At 72.9% G+C, this 15138-nt stretch carries 15 protein-coding genes and 1 tRNA gene; 8 read left to right on the top strand and 8 right to left on the bottom strand.

All coding sequences use genetic code 11. The features are described from left to right. The first annotated feature begins 179 nt into the window (after positions 1–179). The 4 genes from AC24FB_RS12420 (at position 180) to AC24FB_RS12405 (ending at position 4560) form a co-directional block, all read left to right on the top strand. Positions 180–1160, top strand: coding sequence for an ABC transporter ATP-binding protein (locus AC24FB_RS12420; RefSeq protein WP_425714963.1), 981 nt, complete (start codon positions 180–182; stop codon positions 1158–1160). Between the two features lie 19 nt (positions 1161–1179). Further along, positions 1180–2328: an ABC transporter permease gene (locus tag AC24FB_RS12415; protein ID WP_425714964.1), complete on the top strand. Its 1149-nt coding sequence runs from the start codon at positions 1180–1182 to the stop codon at positions 2326–2328. Further along, complete coding sequence (locus AC24FB_RS12410; protein ID WP_425714965.1) at positions 2325–3488, top strand: ABC transporter permease; 1164 nt, start codon at positions 2325–2327, stop codon at positions 3486–3488. Before AC24FB_RS12415 ends, AC24FB_RS12410 begins: the two co-directional genes overlap by 4 nt. 214 nt (positions 3489–3702) lie before the next feature. Next, complete coding sequence (locus AC24FB_RS12405) at positions 3703–4560, top strand: HAD family hydrolase (protein ID WP_425714966.1); 858 nt, start codon at positions 3703–3705, stop codon at positions 4558–4560. A 224-nt stretch (positions 4561–4784) separates the two neighbouring features. On the opposite strand, the gene AC24FB_RS12400 is transcribed toward AC24FB_RS12405, so the two are convergent. Beyond that, a complete protein-coding gene (locus AC24FB_RS12400; protein WP_425714967.1) occupies positions 4785–5204 on the bottom strand; it encodes an NUDIX hydrolase in 420 nt (139 codons plus the stop codon). Between the two features lie 77 nt (positions 5205–5281). Beyond that, complete coding sequence (locus AC24FB_RS12395) at positions 5282–6466, bottom strand: FUSC family protein (protein ID WP_425714968.1); 1185 nt, start codon at positions 6464–6466, stop codon at positions 5282–5284. A gap of 221 nt (positions 6467–6687) precedes the next feature. Here AC24FB_RS12395 and AC24FB_RS12390 point away from each other — a divergent pair. Next, positions 6688–6763, top strand: a tRNA-Arg gene (locus AC24FB_RS12390). Between the two features lie 129 nt (positions 6764–6892). Continuing rightward, positions 6893–7240: a YtxH domain-containing protein gene (locus AC24FB_RS12385; RefSeq protein ID WP_425714969.1), complete on the top strand. Its 348-nt coding sequence runs from the start codon at positions 6893–6895 to the stop codon at positions 7238–7240. A gap of 215 nt (positions 7241–7455) precedes the next feature. Here the strand turns inward: AC24FB_RS12385 and AC24FB_RS12380 are convergent, their stop codons facing one another. The 4 genes from AC24FB_RS12380 to AC24FB_RS12365 form a co-directional block, all read right to left on the bottom strand. After that, positions 7456–8151, bottom strand: coding sequence for a DNA alkylation repair protein (locus AC24FB_RS12380; protein WP_425714970.1), 696 nt, complete (start codon positions 8149–8151; stop codon positions 7456–7458). A 268-nt stretch (positions 8152–8419) separates the two neighbouring features. Next, positions 8420–8668, bottom strand: a complete 249-nt coding sequence (locus tag AC24FB_RS12375; protein ID WP_425714971.1) for a hypothetical protein — start codon at positions 8666–8668, stop codon at positions 8420–8422. Between the two features lie 479 nt (positions 8669–9147). Then, complete coding sequence (locus AC24FB_RS12370; RefSeq protein ID WP_425714972.1) at positions 9148–9936, bottom strand: response regulator; 789 nt, start codon at positions 9934–9936, stop codon at positions 9148–9150. Continuing rightward, positions 9933–11231, bottom strand: a complete 1299-nt coding sequence (locus AC24FB_RS12365) for a sensor histidine kinase (protein WP_425714973.1) — start codon at positions 11229–11231, stop codon at positions 9933–9935. The genes AC24FB_RS12370 and AC24FB_RS12365 overlap by 4 nt, the downstream gene beginning before the upstream one ends. A 102-nt stretch (positions 11232–11333) precedes the next feature. Here AC24FB_RS12365 and AC24FB_RS12360 point away from each other — a divergent pair, with 102 nt between their 5' ends. Continuing rightward, complete coding sequence (locus tag AC24FB_RS12360; protein ID WP_425714974.1) at positions 11334–12206, top strand: GAP family protein; 873 nt, start codon at positions 11334–11336, stop codon at positions 12204–12206. Positions 12207–12218: 12 nt separating this feature from the next. On the opposite strand, the gene AC24FB_RS12355 is transcribed toward AC24FB_RS12360, so the two are convergent. Beyond that, the gene (locus AC24FB_RS12355; protein WP_425714975.1) at positions 12219–13118 is read right to left on the bottom strand and encodes an Rv1352/Rv1906c domain-containing protein; all 900 of its coding nucleotides are present in this window, start codon (positions 13116–13118) and stop codon (positions 12219–12221) included. Between the two features lie 213 nt (positions 13119–13331). Continuing rightward, complete coding sequence (locus AC24FB_RS12350) at positions 13332–13934, bottom strand: helix-turn-helix domain-containing protein (RefSeq protein WP_425714976.1); 603 nt, start codon at positions 13932–13934, stop codon at positions 13332–13334. Between the two features lie 113 nt (positions 13935–14047). Between AC24FB_RS12350 and AC24FB_RS12345 the strand changes: the two genes are divergently transcribed. After that, on the top strand, positions 14048–15082 hold the full coding sequence (locus tag AC24FB_RS12345; RefSeq protein WP_425714977.1) for an NAD(P)/FAD-dependent oxidoreductase: 1035 nt from the start codon (positions 14048–14050) through the stop codon (positions 15080–15082). Positions 15083–15138 lie beyond the last annotated feature (56 nt).

The raw sequence follows: 15138 nt of genomic DNA, 5'->3' as shown, positions 1-15138 counted from the left end.
TCATTGTGGCCGCCCGCGCGGTGTCGGTGCATGTCCGCACCGCCCGGCGCGCCGCGACGTTCGTGACACGTGGCCCGTCGGTTCGTGACACGTGGCCCGTCGATGCATGACAAATGTCGGAGACCGGCGGACGTCGCGCTCCTACTGTCGTCAGCGTCCCACCAGCCAGGAGAGGCGCCATGACGCAGCAGGCCGAGCACGTCCCACCCACCCCCGTCCCCGACAGCGCCGTACTCGTGGTCGACGAGGTCGTCCGCAGGTTCGGCGACCTCACCGCCGTCGGCGGCGTGAGCTTCCACATCGACAAGGGCGAGACCTTCGGTCTCCTCGGGCCGAACGGCGCCGGGAAGACGACGACGATCTCGATGGTCGCCGGGCTCATCCCCGCCGACTCCGGGACCGTGACGATCGCCGGCGAACGGGTCGGCCCGCACGCCGTCGAGCCGAAGCGTCACATCGGGCTCGTCCCCCAGGACCTCGCGATCTACCCCGAGCTCACAGCGCGCGAGAACCTCGTGTACTTCGGCCGCCTCCAGGGCATCGCCGGCTCCGAGCTCAAGGGCCGGGTCGACGAGGTGCTCGAGCTCATCGGCCTGACCGACCGCGCGAAGGACCAGACGAAGAACTACTCCGGCGGCATGCAGCGCCGCCTCAACATCGGCATCGGCCTGCTCCACCGCCCCGAGCTGCTCATCCTCGACGAGCCGACGGTCGGCGTGGACCCGCAGTCGCGCAACTCGATCCTCGAGTCGGTCGAGAAGCTCTCGGTCGAGGGCATGGCCGTGCTGTACACGACCCACTACATGGAGGAGGCCGAGCGGCTCTGCGACCGGATCGCGATCGTCGACGCCGGGCGGATCCAGGCGGAGGGCACGCGCGAGGAGCTCACGCGGATCGTGGGCGGGGTCGACCAGATCGTCCTGTCCGGCACCGGGGACACCGAGGCGGCGGCCGCCGCCCTGCGGGAGCTCGCCGCGGTCGAGAAGGTCGACGTCGAACGGCGCACCCTGCGCCTGACCGTCCGTGACGCGCCCGCCGTGGTCGCGGACGTCGTCACGCGGGCCACCGGCGCCGGGCTCACGCTCTCCGACGTCGAGATCTCGCGCCCCGACCTCGAGTCCGTCTTCCTCCACCTGACCGGGAAGGCGCTGAGGGACTGACATGCGGACCATCTGGACCATGACGCAGTCGGACCTGCGTCAACGCATACGAGACAAGTCGGTCATCATCTTCGCGATCGTCGTGCCGCTCGCCCTAATGACGGTCCTCAACCTCGTGGTCGGCGGGACGCAGGACGACGAGCTCGACCCCGTCACGGTGGCCGCCTCGGTCCCCGACGGCGACGACTCCGCCGCCACCCTGATCGACGTCCTCGGCGGCATCGAGGGCTTCGACGTCACGGTCGAGGAGACCTCCGCCGAGGACGCCCGCACGATGACCGAGGAGGGCGACGCCGCGCTCGGCGTCGTCGTGCCCGAGGGTTTCGGCGAGGGCCTGCGCGGAGGTGAGGCGCTCGACGTCTCCGTCATCGAGGGTGACGCCGCCGGGATCGAGGGCGACGTCGTGCTGTCGATCCTCCAGGGCACGCTCACCCGGATGCACGCCGCCTCGACGGCGGCCGGCGCCGGGTCCGCGCTCGGCATGGCGCCCGAGCAGATCGGGGCGCTCGCCGAACAGGTCGGCGCGGGCGACACCGCGCTCGCCCTCACGGCCGGCACGACGGCGGACGAGCAGCTCGACGCCTCCGCCACCCTCGTCGCGGGCCAGGCCGGGCTGTTCCTCCTGTTCACGGTCGGGTTCGGCGTGCTCGCGCTCGTCACCGAGCGGGAGCAGGGCACGCTCGCCCGGCTCCGGTCGATGCCGATGCCGACCTGGCACATCGGCGCCGCCAAGGCGCTGACGAGCTTCCTCCTCGGCGCGGTCGCCACGACCGTGCTCCTGGTCGCGGGCAGCCTGATGTTCGGGGTCGACTTCGGCAACCCGTTCGCGGTCGCCGTGCTCGTCCTGTGCGTGACCGCCGCCGGCACCGCCGTCATGCTCGTCATCGCCCGGGTCACGCGCTCGAGCGAGCAGGCGAACATCGCCCAGTCGATCGTCGCGCTCGTGCTCGGCATGGCGGGCGGCGCGTTCTTCCCGATGAGCGCCTCCGGGCTGCTCGGGCAGATCCTCGACCTCAACCCGATCGGCGCCTTCACGCGCGGACTCGGGATCACCTCCGGCGGCGGGGGGCTCGGCGAGATCGCCGTCCCGGTCGCCGTCCTGCTCGGATTCACACTCGTCATGGGCGCGGTGTCCCGCCTCGTCCCGGACAGGGGGACGTCGCTGTGAGAGCCATCCTGACGGTCGCCGGCACCGAGCTGCGCCGGTTCCTGCGCGACCGCTCCAACATCTTCTTCGTCTTCTTCTTCCCGCTCCTGCTCGTCCTCGTGCTCGGCTCCCAGTTCGGAGCAGCCGGCTCCCAGGGCAGCGTCACCGTGGCGGGACCCGACGGCGAGCTGCGCACCGAGCTCGTCACCGCCCTCGAGGAGCACGACCTCACGGTCTCCTCCGACGACGCCGATGCGACGCGGACGGCCGTCGCCCGCGGCCGGACCGACGTGGGGCTGTTCGTCCCCGAGGGCGCCGAGACCTCCTGGGCCGACGGCGAGCCCGTGACCGTCGAGGTCGTCTCCGGCTCGGGCGGGAACGCGTTCGCGATCGAGCAGCGCGTGTCGACCGCCGTCGAGTCCCTCTCCCTCGAGCGCGCGCAGGTCGACGCGCTCGTGTCGGCCGGCGCCGAGCAGGCCGACGCCGAGCAGGCGCTCGGCGAGACCCGCGAGGAGGTCGCGGCGCCGGAGCTCGTCGTCACCGACGTGAACGAGATCGCCCAGGAGTTCTCGGGTCTCGGCCAGTTCGACCTCGGCGGCGTCTCCCAGCTGCTCCTGTTCGTCTTCCTCATCTCGCTCGCCGCCTCCGGGACGCTCATCCAGGCCCGCCGCAACGGGGTCATCGGGCGGTCGCTGGCCGCGCCGGTACGCACGAGCCAGATGATGGGCGGGCTCACCCTCGGGCGGTGGGTGATCGCGATGTTCCAAGGCCTCTACATCATGGCCGCCACCGCGATCCTCTTCGGCGTGGACTGGGGCAACCTCGCCCTGTCCGCCCTCGTGCTCGCCGTGTTCGCCGCGGTGGCCGCGGGCGTGGCGATGCTGCTCGGCTCGGTGCTCGACAACGAGGGCGCCGCGTCCGGGGTGGGCGTGGGGCTCGGCCTCGTGCTCGCCGGCATCGGCGGCGGCATGGCCCCGCTCGAGGTGTTCCCCGAGACGATGCGGCAGGTCGCCCACGTCACCCCGCACGCCTGGGCCTACGACGCGTTCGCCGAGATCCAGCGGCACGACGGCGGGCTCGTCGACATCCTGCCGATGCTCGGGGTGCTCGCCGGGATGGCGGCCCTCGCCGTGCTGCTCGGCTCGTGGGCCATGCGCCGGAGCCTCGCGCGGTCGTTGTGACGCGGTCGTCGTGACGCGGGCGCTGTGAGGTGGGCGCTGTGAGGTGGGCGCTGTGAGGTGGGCGCTGTGAGGTGGGCGCTGTGAGGTGGGCGATCCGCTGATCGAACCGTTCGGGTGGCGTGCGGCACTTCCGGAGGTCCGGAAGCGTCGGACGCCACCCGATCGGCGTCCGAGGGCGGACGACGTCGGCCCGAAAGGCTGGGAGACTGGGGGCGTGCTCGAACAGTCCTCCCTCGCCCCGGCCCTCGACCTCCCGACCGCCGAGGAGGCGCGGGACCTGCGCCTCGTGGCGCTCGACATGGACGGCACGCTGGTCCGCTCCGACAAGACGGTGAACGACGAGTTCTGGCCGGTCGCCGAGGAGCTGATCGGGCGCGGCATCGTGCTCGTCGCCGCGAGCGGGCGGCAGCGCGGCGCGATCATGGAGACCATGGCGCCCGTCGGCGACCGGATCACCGTGCTCTCGGAGAACGGTGCCGTCGCCTGGCAGGGCGAGGAGGTGCTGCGCGCCGAGACCGTCGACCGCGAGACGACCGTGCGCGTCGCCACCGCCGTCCGCGCGCTGGCCGCCCAGGGGCGGGACACGGGGCTCGTGGCCGGCGCGCCGTCTCGGGCGTACGTCGAGCGCAGCGACGCGACGTTCCTCGCGCACGTGCGCCACTTCTACCCGGTCGTCGAGGTCGTCGACGACCTCACCGACCTTCCCGAGGACGTCGTCAAGCTTGCCACCTGGGACGCGGAGCCGATCGTCGAGGCGGTCGTCCCGGCGCTTCAGGCGCTCGAGCTCGACGCCGCGATCGTGCGCTCCCACGAGTACTGGGCCGACGTCATGCGCGCCGGCGCCTCGAAGGGGGCCGCGCTCACGCGCCTGCGCGAGTCGCTCGGGATCCCCCGCGAGGCGAGTGCCGCGTTCGGCGACCACTTCAACGACCTCGCGATGCTGCAGTCGGTCGGGATGCCGTTCGCCGTGGCCAACGCCGAGCCCGAGATCCGCTCCGCCGCCCGGTTCGTCGCCCCGTCCAACGACGAGGACGGCGTCATGCACGTCCTGCGCGCCCTCCTCGCCGCCTGAACTACTTTCGTCGAGATTGCGGTTGGTGCCCGTCGAGATTGCGGTTCGTGCACACCCCGTAGGTCGAGACTGCGGTTGAGGACCGAACGCTACGTCGGCACAGCGGATCGTCGTCGTCGACCCTCCGCCGGGGCGACGTCGAGAGTGCGGTTCAGGGCCAGGTCACTCGCCTCCCCCGCTCCGGATGGTGCCGCGATCACCATCCGAGCCACCGACGAGCAGGGTCACCGAAGGCCCGCGAGCTCGAGCACCTCGTCGACGAGCTCGACCAGCTCGATGTCATCCAGTACGCCGAGCGGGATCCACTCCGCGCGGTCGGTCGTGCCGTCAGTCTCGGGGCGGAGGTCCCCGCCGACGACCCGGGCCTCGTAGACGATCCGGATCCCCTGGAACGGCCGGTCGGCGGGCGGCACCCGGTCGGGCTGCGGGATGACGATGCTGCTCACCCCGATCAGGCCGGTGATCTCGACGTCGTACCCGGTCTCCTCGCGTGTCTCGCGCACCGCGGCGTCCTCAGGGTGCTCGCCGGGGTCGATGCCACCACCGGGCATCGTCCAGGCGTCGTCCGGATGGTCCCGGAGATGCGAGAGCAGGAGCCGGTCGTCCTGCACGACCACGACGTAGGCGGAGACACGGAGATCCACGCCGCGATCCAAGCAGCCGGCGCCGCGCACGAGCGAGGCAATTCGGAGCTCCCGCATCATCGCCCGTCGGCCGCAAGTCAGGCCTCAGGGTTCGGGGCACCCGCCTCACGTGCACGGCGGGCCGAGGCGACGTCGTCGACCACCTCGGCGATGTGGCGCACGCTGGTGATGAGCGAGCCGTACACGGGCCACGACCGTGCGGGGAGCTGCCGGTCGCGGCTGAGCTCCTCGGCCAGCGCCTCGAGTCTGTCGGCGACGGGCTCGACCTCGGCGTCGGGATCGGCGACGGAGCGACCGCAGTCCCCCACGATCCGCACCCAGGTCACGCGGAAGTGCTCGTCCCACTCGCCCTCGGCATACGTCGCGTTGTACAGCGTGCGCGCGAGGTGCCGCAGGTGCGAGACCCCCTCGTCCAGCCTCGGCAGGATGTCCTCGTACCCGAGCCGGACGCCCCGCCGTCCGGCGGCGTGGCGCTCGGGGAGGAACAGTCGGTAGTTCCCCCTCCTGCTCTCCCGGGCGAAGCCGACCGATTGCCACGCCACCTCGACGGACCTGCTCATCGACTCCGTCGCCTCGAACCAGTCGGTCGCCCGCTGCGTGCCCCAGTCCTCGGCGAACTCCTCGGCCATCTCGACGAGCACCTCACCCATCCGGCGGTTGACGGCATCCACGTGTCGAGCGGCCTGCGCGTCCCGCAGCGGGGGCACCACGAGCAGGTTGACACCGACCCCGACCCCGACGCCGACACCCACCTCGAGGATGCGGTCGAGCAGGAGCGGCGCCTGCTCGTCGAACCCGGTGCCGAGGACGAAGATCGCCGTCGTCGCGACGGCCGTCCCCTCGTCCCGGATCCACGGGGTCCGCGCGACGGCGAGGCCGACCAGGATCGCGAGCGCGAACGTCCACCCGTTGACGCCCAGATAGCTGCCGATGAGGAACGACATCCCGACACCGAGCGCCGACGAGAGGGTGAGCTGCACGCCGCTCGACATCGACCGGTACACGGTGGCGTGGACGGTGAGCAGAGCGGTCCATGGCGCCAGGAACGGCAGCTCGGAGTCGAGCACCGCGACCGACAGCCACCACGCGCCGGTCGCGGCGACGACACCCTTGAGGATCTGGAGCAGCTCGGTCGTGAGCTCGGGCCGCGCGAGAAGCTCTCGCAGCCGGCTGCCCGAGCCCTCCCCCGGACGTCCGCGGGTGCGTCCGCCCCGGCCCGGCCCGCCCGATCCAGCGGGCACCTGATCCTTCGGCGGCGACATGAGATCCTCTCGGGTGCACGACAGTCCCGGCGGAGTCCGTACCGAGCTCGAGGTCCGCAGCTCGGATCGGACATCCGGCGCCACGGTCGCACACCCCTGGTGCGCGCGCCCGTCGAGGACACCGTGCTCGGCACAGGATCCCTCCGCGCCCGAGGATCGGCCGATCCGCCGGCAGCGAGACACCTAGACTGTCCCGGTGGCGGCCGGCCGTGGCCACCCACGCCTCCATAGCTCAATGGATAGAGCACCGGCCTTCTAATCCGTAGGTTCCCGGTTCGAGTCCGGGTGGGGGCACCATGCCCGCGCGACGCCGCGCACAGGTGCGGGCACCGCACACGATCGCCCGTCGCGTCAGCCATCGTCGCGCGCCAGGCCGCCGATCCCCCTAGGCTCGTACCCGTTCCCGAGTCATGAGGAGGCAGTCAGATGAGCAAGGTGTCATTCCTGGTCGGACTGGGCGTGGGGTTCGTGCTCGGCGCACGCGCCGGCCGCGGTCAGTACGAGAAGATGAAGCGCCAGGCCACGCAGATCTGGGAGAACCCCAAGGTCGCGGAGGTGCGCGAGCAGGCGGCCGAGAAGGCCGAGGAGCTCGCGAAGCAGGCGCCGGGTGCTGCCGCCTCCGCCGCACGCACCGCGAAGGACAAGGTGGGTGAGGCCGTCGAGGAGCGTCGCGAGCGCTCCGCCACCGACGACGCAGCACCCGAGAGCACCGGGCCGTCGCCCGCGGTCGACGCCGGGATCAAGGACGCGCCGAACCGCGCCGACACCGCCTGAGGCAGTCAGCACCGATACACGCACGACGACGCCGGGCTCCCGCGAGGAGGCCCGGCGTCGTCGTCCGTCCGGAGGCCCGTTCCTGGCTCATGACGCGGCCCGCAACCGCACTCTCGGCACACGGGACACACGCGTGACACACGCGGGGCACACGCGCAACGCCGACGAACCGCAATCTCGACGCGCACCAACCGCAATCTCGACGAAGAAGAGCGTCAGGCGCCTGACCGGCGGACCATCTCGTTGATCCAGTCGGGCGCGTAGGGCGAGGTGCAGTTCGGCGGCGTCGGGTAGTCCTTGAGGACCTCGAGCCGCTCCCCGATGAGAAGCGCCCGCGGGCGCAGGTCAGGGTGCTCGATCCCGATGTGGGCGAGGCAGGTGTTCATCGACCACTGGAGCCGCTCGGGGGCGTCCTTCATCCGGGCGTCGATGACGTCGAGCAGCCCGTCGAGGTCGAGCCCCGCCGGCGACTTCCGGATCCGGACCGAGGTGAGGTCCCAGCCGGCGCTCTCGACCACCGGGTCGGGGTCGGTCAGCCAGCTCACCCGCAGGTCCTCGGCGTGCGGGCTCTTGCCGACCACGTAGCTGACCAGCCAGTCCTGGACCTTCGGGGCGCGGGCGTCGCGCAGCATCGCGTCCAGCTCGGCGCGCTCGAACGCCTTCGGCCGGCACACGAGCAGTGCGAGCAGTCGGGCGGCGGTGTCCTCGGTCGCCCAAAGGTCCGTCGCGAGCTCGTGCCGGGTCTTCAGCCGCTTGGCGATCGCGCGGAGCTTCGTCAGGTTGACGCCGTGGTCGTCGCCGCGGCGCTCGTTGACGGCCCGCATCCGCGGATCCTCGAGCGCTCGCAGCTCGGCGAGCAGGCTCTCGACGCCCTCCTCGGGCGCGGTGGTCGGCGTGGTCGCGGTCGCCATCACGGCTCCTCTCCTGGGTCCTCGCCCCAGTATGCGCGCAGGCCCGCCCCAGTCACGGTGGGTGCGAGTCACCGTGCCCGGGGCGGGCCTGCGGGGATCCGTGCGACGTCGGGCACCCGACGTCGCACAATGGCGACGAACCGCAATCTCGACGAGGAGGATCCGGTCGGGCGCCCGGGCGGCCGCGTCGACCGCGCCGGACGATCCCCGACGACGAGCTGCGTCGTCGCCGTGGGTCGCCGTCCGGCACGCCGGACCGCGACCCTGCTCAGCGGGCGTCGGCCCGCGCGAGGACGTAGCTCGTCGACGCGGCCTGCGCCCCGCGGTGCGTCCGGTCGGCCGAGATGCGGTCCCCGACCTCGTCGCGGACGATCGCTGACAGGGTGCGCCGGGCGGCGGCCGCGACGCGAGCGCCCACGGACGGACGGGGAGTCGGCCGGGACGTCCGCGGCACGACCGTCGCGACGTGCCGACGGATCGCCTCGGGGCAGACGACGGTGGTGGTTGCTGTGCTCATGATTCTCCAACCCGAGCGGCGCGCATGAGCGCGCCGAGGTGCATGCCCGCCCCTGCGGGCGGAGGAGATGGGCACGACGTCGAACCGCGCGGCTGCGCGGATGGTGATCGTCGTCGCCTCGTTCGCGGTCGCTCGTGGGCGACCGGGGCCGTTCAGCGGTGTCGGCTAGGCGAGGCGGAGAGCCCCGCCGTGCGCCGACGCCGGACCAGTGCCGGTGGCATTCATCTGATCCTCCTTCGCGTCGTGCGGACTGACGGGTGGTGAGACCGCCGGGATCGTCCCGGTCGGTCTCACAGGGACAACTTCACCAGGCCGTGCACGCGATGTCAGGTCTTTTTCCCGACGACGGCCTCCCGTCCGCCGTTCGTCCCATTCGACCACCGAGCACCGACATCGAGAGCGCGAGGTTCCCTCGGCGGGGGCTGCGTCCCGGCCGGCCCGGACGAGGGGCGGTCCGGCGGTCCGGACGGCCCCGGCGATCAGGCCAGGCCGGCCTCGCGGGCGACGATTGCCGCCTGCATCCGCGAGGCGACCCCGAGCTTGGCGAGCACCCGTGAGACGTGGGTCTTCACCGTCGCCTCCGCGATGAACAGCTCGGCGGCGATGGCCGCGTTCGACAGCCCCCGCCCCAGGGCGGCAAGTACCTCGCGCTCGCGGTCCGTGAGGTCGACGCCGATGCCGCCGGGACGACCCGGACCGCTCGCACCAGGGGGCCCGCCTGCTGCAGCTGAACCTGAGCCGTCGTCGACCGCGCCACCGGCGGCGCCGCCGGCCGCCGCACCGCCGACCACCCCGAGACCACCGCCGCCCACTCCGGCACCGAGCCCTCCCCCGCCCTCGCCCCGCAACCCCGGTCCGACGAACGCCGCGAGCACCCGGCGCGTGACCTCGGGGGCGACGACGCCGTCACCGGCCGCGACGGTCCGGACGGCGTCGATGAGAGCCTCGGGCTCCGCGGTCTTGAGGAGGAACCCGGCCGCGCCGGCGCGCAGGGCGCCGAACACCACCTCGTCGACGTCGAAGGTCGTCAGCACGAGCACCTGGGCGAGGTCCTCGCCGACGATCGTGCGCGTCGCCTCCACCCCGTCGACGCCGGGCATCCGGACGTCCATGACGACGACGTCGGGCCGCAGCGAGCGGGCGTTGAGGATCGCGGCGCGACCGTCGGCGGCCTCCCCCACCACCTCGACGTCGTCGGCGGCGTCGAGCAGGAGGCGCAGTCCCCCGCGGATCGCGGCGTGGTCGTCGGCGAGCAGCACCCGGATCATGCGGTTGCCTCCGTCACGGCGTCGTCCCCGGCGGCTTGCCCCGGTAGCTCGGGGACTCCCGTCGTTCCCGCCGGATCGGTCGGCAGATCGGCGCGGACCTGCCACACCCCGTCACGGACCCCGGCGTCGAACGTGCCGCCCATCGCCTCGGTGCGCTCGCGCATCGAGAGCAGCCCGATCCCGGGGGACGGCGTCGCAAGATCGACGTCGGCCGCGCGGGGGTCGCGGAGCTCGTTGGTCACCACGAGGGACAGTGTGCCGCCGGTGCGTTCGAGCTCGAGGTGCGCGTCGCCGGCGCCGTGCCGCAGCGCGTTCGTCAGCGCCTCCTGGACGATGCGCAGGGCCGACTGCGCGACCGGCGTCGGAGCCGTGACCGCGACGCTCCCGTCCGGGGCGAGCACGTGCGGGTCGACGGTGAGGGCGAGCCCCGCGTCCCGGGTCCGCTCGACGAGCGCCGGGAGCTCGTCAAGTCCCGCGGGCGACGCCCACGGCTCGTCGGACCCGGAGCGCAGGAGCCCCACCATCGTCCGCATCTCCTCCAGAGAGGCCACCGCCTCGCGCCGCACCGCGGTCAGTGCCGCCCGGTCGCGCTCCCCGTCGGGCGGTACCGCGAGCGCGGCCCCGGAGTGGATGGCGATCGCGGACAGGTGGGAGGAGATGACGTCGTGCAGGTCGCGGGCCATCGACGTCCGCTCCTCCCGGACGGCGTCGGCCCGCTCCCGCTCGGCGGCCAGGGCCACGGCGTCGGCACGCTCCGCCTCGAGCCGCGCCTTCTGCGCGGAGACCTCGGCGAGCTCGTGCCCGCGCCGCACCTCGGTCGCCCACCAGATCGGCATGACGCCCAGTCCGGCGACCTGGAGCACGGTCGAGATCCACACGCGCGAATCGCTCTCACCGATCGCAGTGCCGACGCCGGCGAGCACCGCCACCACCCCGACACCGACGAGCAACCCGATCCGCATCCGCCGCGACCCGACGAGCGCCGCATGGTGGATGAGCTCCCAGATGACGAGCAGCATCGCCACGCTTCCACCGAGCGCGAGGTCGACGAGGAGCAGCAGCGTCCCGACGACGAGCGACCCGCCCGCGTGGAGGCTGCGCAGTGCGACGACGGCGCTGCCCGCGACCAGTGTGACGACGAACCACCACGGCGAGATCGACCCGGCGTCGGCCCCGTAGACCGACGGCAGGTTCGTCAGCGGGTAGAGCCCGAGCCCGAGCGTGAGGAGCCCGATGCCGACGACGAAGCCGGCGGCACGCACGTCCTTGGTCCGGTCCGGGGTCACGGGGTCCATCCCAGCACGCCCGCCTTGTCGAGAAGGTCCGTCGAAGGATGTACCCGTTCGTCGCTCCGTTCGACGGACGCGCACGCGAGGGCCACCCCGGAGACTGGCGTCATGGACTTCCTCGGATCCTTCTCGGACGGCGCGATGTCGCAGCCGGCGCTCGCCGGTGTGCTGGCCGTGCTCGCGCTCATCGACTCGACGAGCTTCGGCACCCTGCTCATCCCGGTGTGGCTCATGCTCGCCCCCGGCCGCCTGCGCCCGGGGCGCGTGCTGGTCTTCCTCGGGACCGTCGCCGGGTTCTACCTCGCGGTCGGGATCGCCGTCATGCTCGGCGCCGACGCCTTCCTCGGCGCCTTCGGAGACCTGCTGTCCGGCCGGCCAGCAGCGATCCTCATGATGGTGGTGGGCATCGGCCTGGTCCTCCTCAGCTTCGCCCTCGACTCCCCTGCCGCCAAGCGCCGGGCAGCCGAGCAGGCCGAGCACGGTGGCGGTCGGATCGGCCGGTGGCGCGAGCGCGCCATGGGGGTCGAGTCCGACGACAACGCTGCGCGGGGCGGTGGCGTGGGCAGTGCCGTGAACGGTCGGCTCAGCACCGGGTCCGTGTCATGGTCCGAGTCGGCCCTTCCCACCTCGACGACGACGCGCGGGCGCGGATCGGTCGGCGCGCTCATGGGCCTGGCCCTCGCGGCAGCGGCCATCGAGGTGGCCTCGATGCTCCCCTACCTCGCGGGTATCGGTCTCATCTCCACCCAGGGGCCGGGCTGGCCGACATCGGTGCTGTGGCTGGCCGCCTACTGCCTCGTGATGATCACGCCGGCGCTCGTCCTGCTCACGGGCCGGCTCGTCGCCGCTCGTCAGCTCGACGGACCGCTGCGCAGGCTCGACAGCTGGCTCACGCGCAACGCGGCGTCGACCACCGCGTGGGTCGTCGGCATCGTCGGCGTGGTCCTCGCGCTCAACGGGCTCCAGCAGTTCCAGGGCTGAGCGGCGCCCCACCTACTGGACCGGCTCCCAGCTGCCGCAGCGGTTCGAGCTGAAGGCGACGTCGGAGGCGGCGATGGTGACGATCGACCCCGGGTTGCTCGTGAAGTCGTTGGCGATGATGTCCGACAGCTCGCCCGACGTGCCGGCGAGGCGCTCCCAGTAGCACCCGTCACCGGTGCCGGTCGACCGGTACGTTCCCGGGGCGATGTCGGTCCCGACCAGGTGGGTGCCCGCACCGAACGAGGCGGAGTCGATCTCCTCCTCCACGGCGCCGACGGCGACCTCGCGCTCGCCGACCTCGGTCTCGCGCTCGCCGATGTCCGTCTCACGTTCGGAGATCTCGGTCTCACGGGTGTCGAGGCCACTCTCGCGCTCGTCCAGGCCCACCTCACGCTCGTCGAGGCCGGCCTCGCGCTCGTCGTGCCCAGCCGTCGCGTTGTCGAGGTCGGTGAGCGCCTGGTCGCGCTCCGCGGTGACGTCGGTGACCTGCTGCTGCGCGGACGCGAGGTCGCCCTCGGTGGTGCCGAGCGTCGTCAGTGCCTCGTCCCGCTCGGACTCGGCGGTGGTGAGCCGGCCCTCGAGGCCGGCGTACTCCTCCGATGCGGTCGGGTCGGCGGTCATCCGTCCGCCGAGGAAGCCGGCGACCAGGGCGAGCGCCGCCACGAGGGTGGCGAGGGCGACGATCCGGGCGCGGCCGCCGCGGCGCGCCGGGGAGGTCGCAAAGGGCGCGTCGTCGGCCGGGTCTTGCTCGGTGGCGGTGGCGGTGGCGGTGGCGCAGCCGTACGCCGGGGCGTCGGCGTGGCCCTGACCGGCGTCGGGCGCGTAGGTCGGCGTGTACACGGGGGCGTAGGTGTCGGCGACGTCGCCGTTCGTCGAGGACGGCGGCACGCCGTCGGGGAAGGTGTCAGGCACGGGGGCTCCCTGGCTGATTCGGGTGGGGGGACGACGCGTCCGGGGGAACGCGTCGATGCCAAGGTATGGACCATCACCGACATCGAGAGCAGTTGACGAATCGACGCGCCCCCTGCCCAGCACTCTCGACAGGAAGCCGGACGCTCCGAACCGCAATCTCGAGGAGAGCTGCGCAGCCAGTCTTCGCGCTGAGCCGCACTCTCGACCAACTGGTCAGTCCTGAGGCGCACTCTCGACAGAAGGGGCGGCGCGGAGGTGCGCCCGCTCCCCCTGCTTGCCGATGAGGCTGAGGTACTCGACAGGTCCGTCCGGGGTGGCGCCGAACCAGTGCGGGGTGCGGGTGTCGAACTCGGCCGCCTCGCCCGGCCCGAGGATCATGTCCTGCTCACCGAGCACGAGGCGCAGCCGGCCGTCGAGGACGTAGACCCAGTCGAACCCCTCGTGCGTGCGCGGCTGCGGGACCTCTCCCGGCCGGCCGGCGGGCCGGACGAACTTGTAGGCCTGGATCCCGCCGGGACGGCGCGAGAGCGGCAGGACCACCGCGCCGTGGTCCCCGGCAAGGGGACGCATGTTGATGCGCGGGTCGCCGGTCGGCGGGGCGTCGACGAGCTCGTCGAGCGTCACGCCGTGCACCCGGGCGAGCGGAAGCAGCTGCTCGAGGGTGGGCCGGCGCAGGCCGGACTCGAGGCGGGACAGGGTGCTCGCGGAGATCCCGGTCCGCTCGGCGAGCTCCGCCAGCGTGACGTCGCCACGCTGCCGGAGGCGGCGCAGCCGCGGCCCGACGGCGTCGAGCGTGTGGTCGAGGTCGGGTGCCATGCCCCCAGTTTGCCATTCGGCAACTCTGCTTGCCATACGGGAAATGGCCGCGCAGGCTCGTCAGCACACCGACTCCCGGGGCGAGCGCCCCGCCGACGCATGTGAGGACCACCATGACCACGCCCGACCGCACCACTTCGCCCACGACGACGACCACCACCCCGTCCGATCCCGCCACGAACGACGACACCCTCCCGACGACGAACGACTCCCCCTCCCCCGAGACCTACGACGCCGTCGTGGTGGGCGGTGGTGCGGCCGGGCTCAGCGGCGCACTCATGCTCGCTCGCTCGCGGCGTCGCGTGCTCGTCCTCGACGGCGGCGAGCCCCGCAACGCCCCGGCCGACGCCGTCCACGCACTCATCGCCCTCGACGGCACACCGCCCCTCGAGCTGCTCGCCCGCGGGCGGGCCGACGTCGAGCGGTACGGGGGCGAGATCCGGCCCGCGAAGGTCCGGGACGCCCGGCAGGACGGCGACCTGTTCGTCGTCACCACCGAGGACGGCTCGACGGTCCGCGCCCGCAGGCTGCTCCTCGCCACCGGGGTGCTCGACGAGCTGCCCGAGCTGCCGGGCCTGCGGGAGGGCTGGGGTTCCGACGTCGTGCACTGCCCGTTCTGCCACGGCTGGGAGGTCCGCGACCGCGTCATCGGCGTGCTGGGCTCCCGTCCGATGGCCGTCCACCAGGCGTTGATGTTCCGCCAGCTCTCCGAGCGGGTCCGGCTGTTCGCGTGGGACCTCGAGCTCGCCGCGACCGACCGCGAGCGACTCGCCGCCCGCGGGGTCGAGATCGTCACGGGCACGCCCGATGGCATCGTGCGTGAGGGCGGCCGGGTGTCGGGCGTACGGATGGATGACGGGCGAGTCCTCGAGGTCGGGGCGGTGACGGTCCAGACCGTGCTCCAGCCGCGCCTCGAGCCGTTCGCGGCGCTCGGCCTCGAGGTCGCCGAGAACGTCATGGGCACCGCGGTCGCAGCCACCCCGACCGGCGCGACGAACGTCCCCGGCGTATGGGTGGCCGGGAACCTCGCGGACGTGTCGATGCAGGTCGGTGCCGCTGCCGCGCAGGGGGCGCTGGCCGGGGGCCACATCAACGGGGACCTCGTCATGGCCGACGCCGACCTGGCGGTCGCAGCGGCCGCCGCCTGACGGTCGCGCGCCTCGAGGCGGGTCGGGCGGGGCCGCCGGGCCGCCGCGGCCTGCCC

This window comes from Georgenia sp. Z1344 (assembly GCF_057652375.1).
The sequence above is the reverse complement of the archived record's forward strand: the minus strand, read 5'-3'. Positions and strand labels throughout refer to the sequence as shown.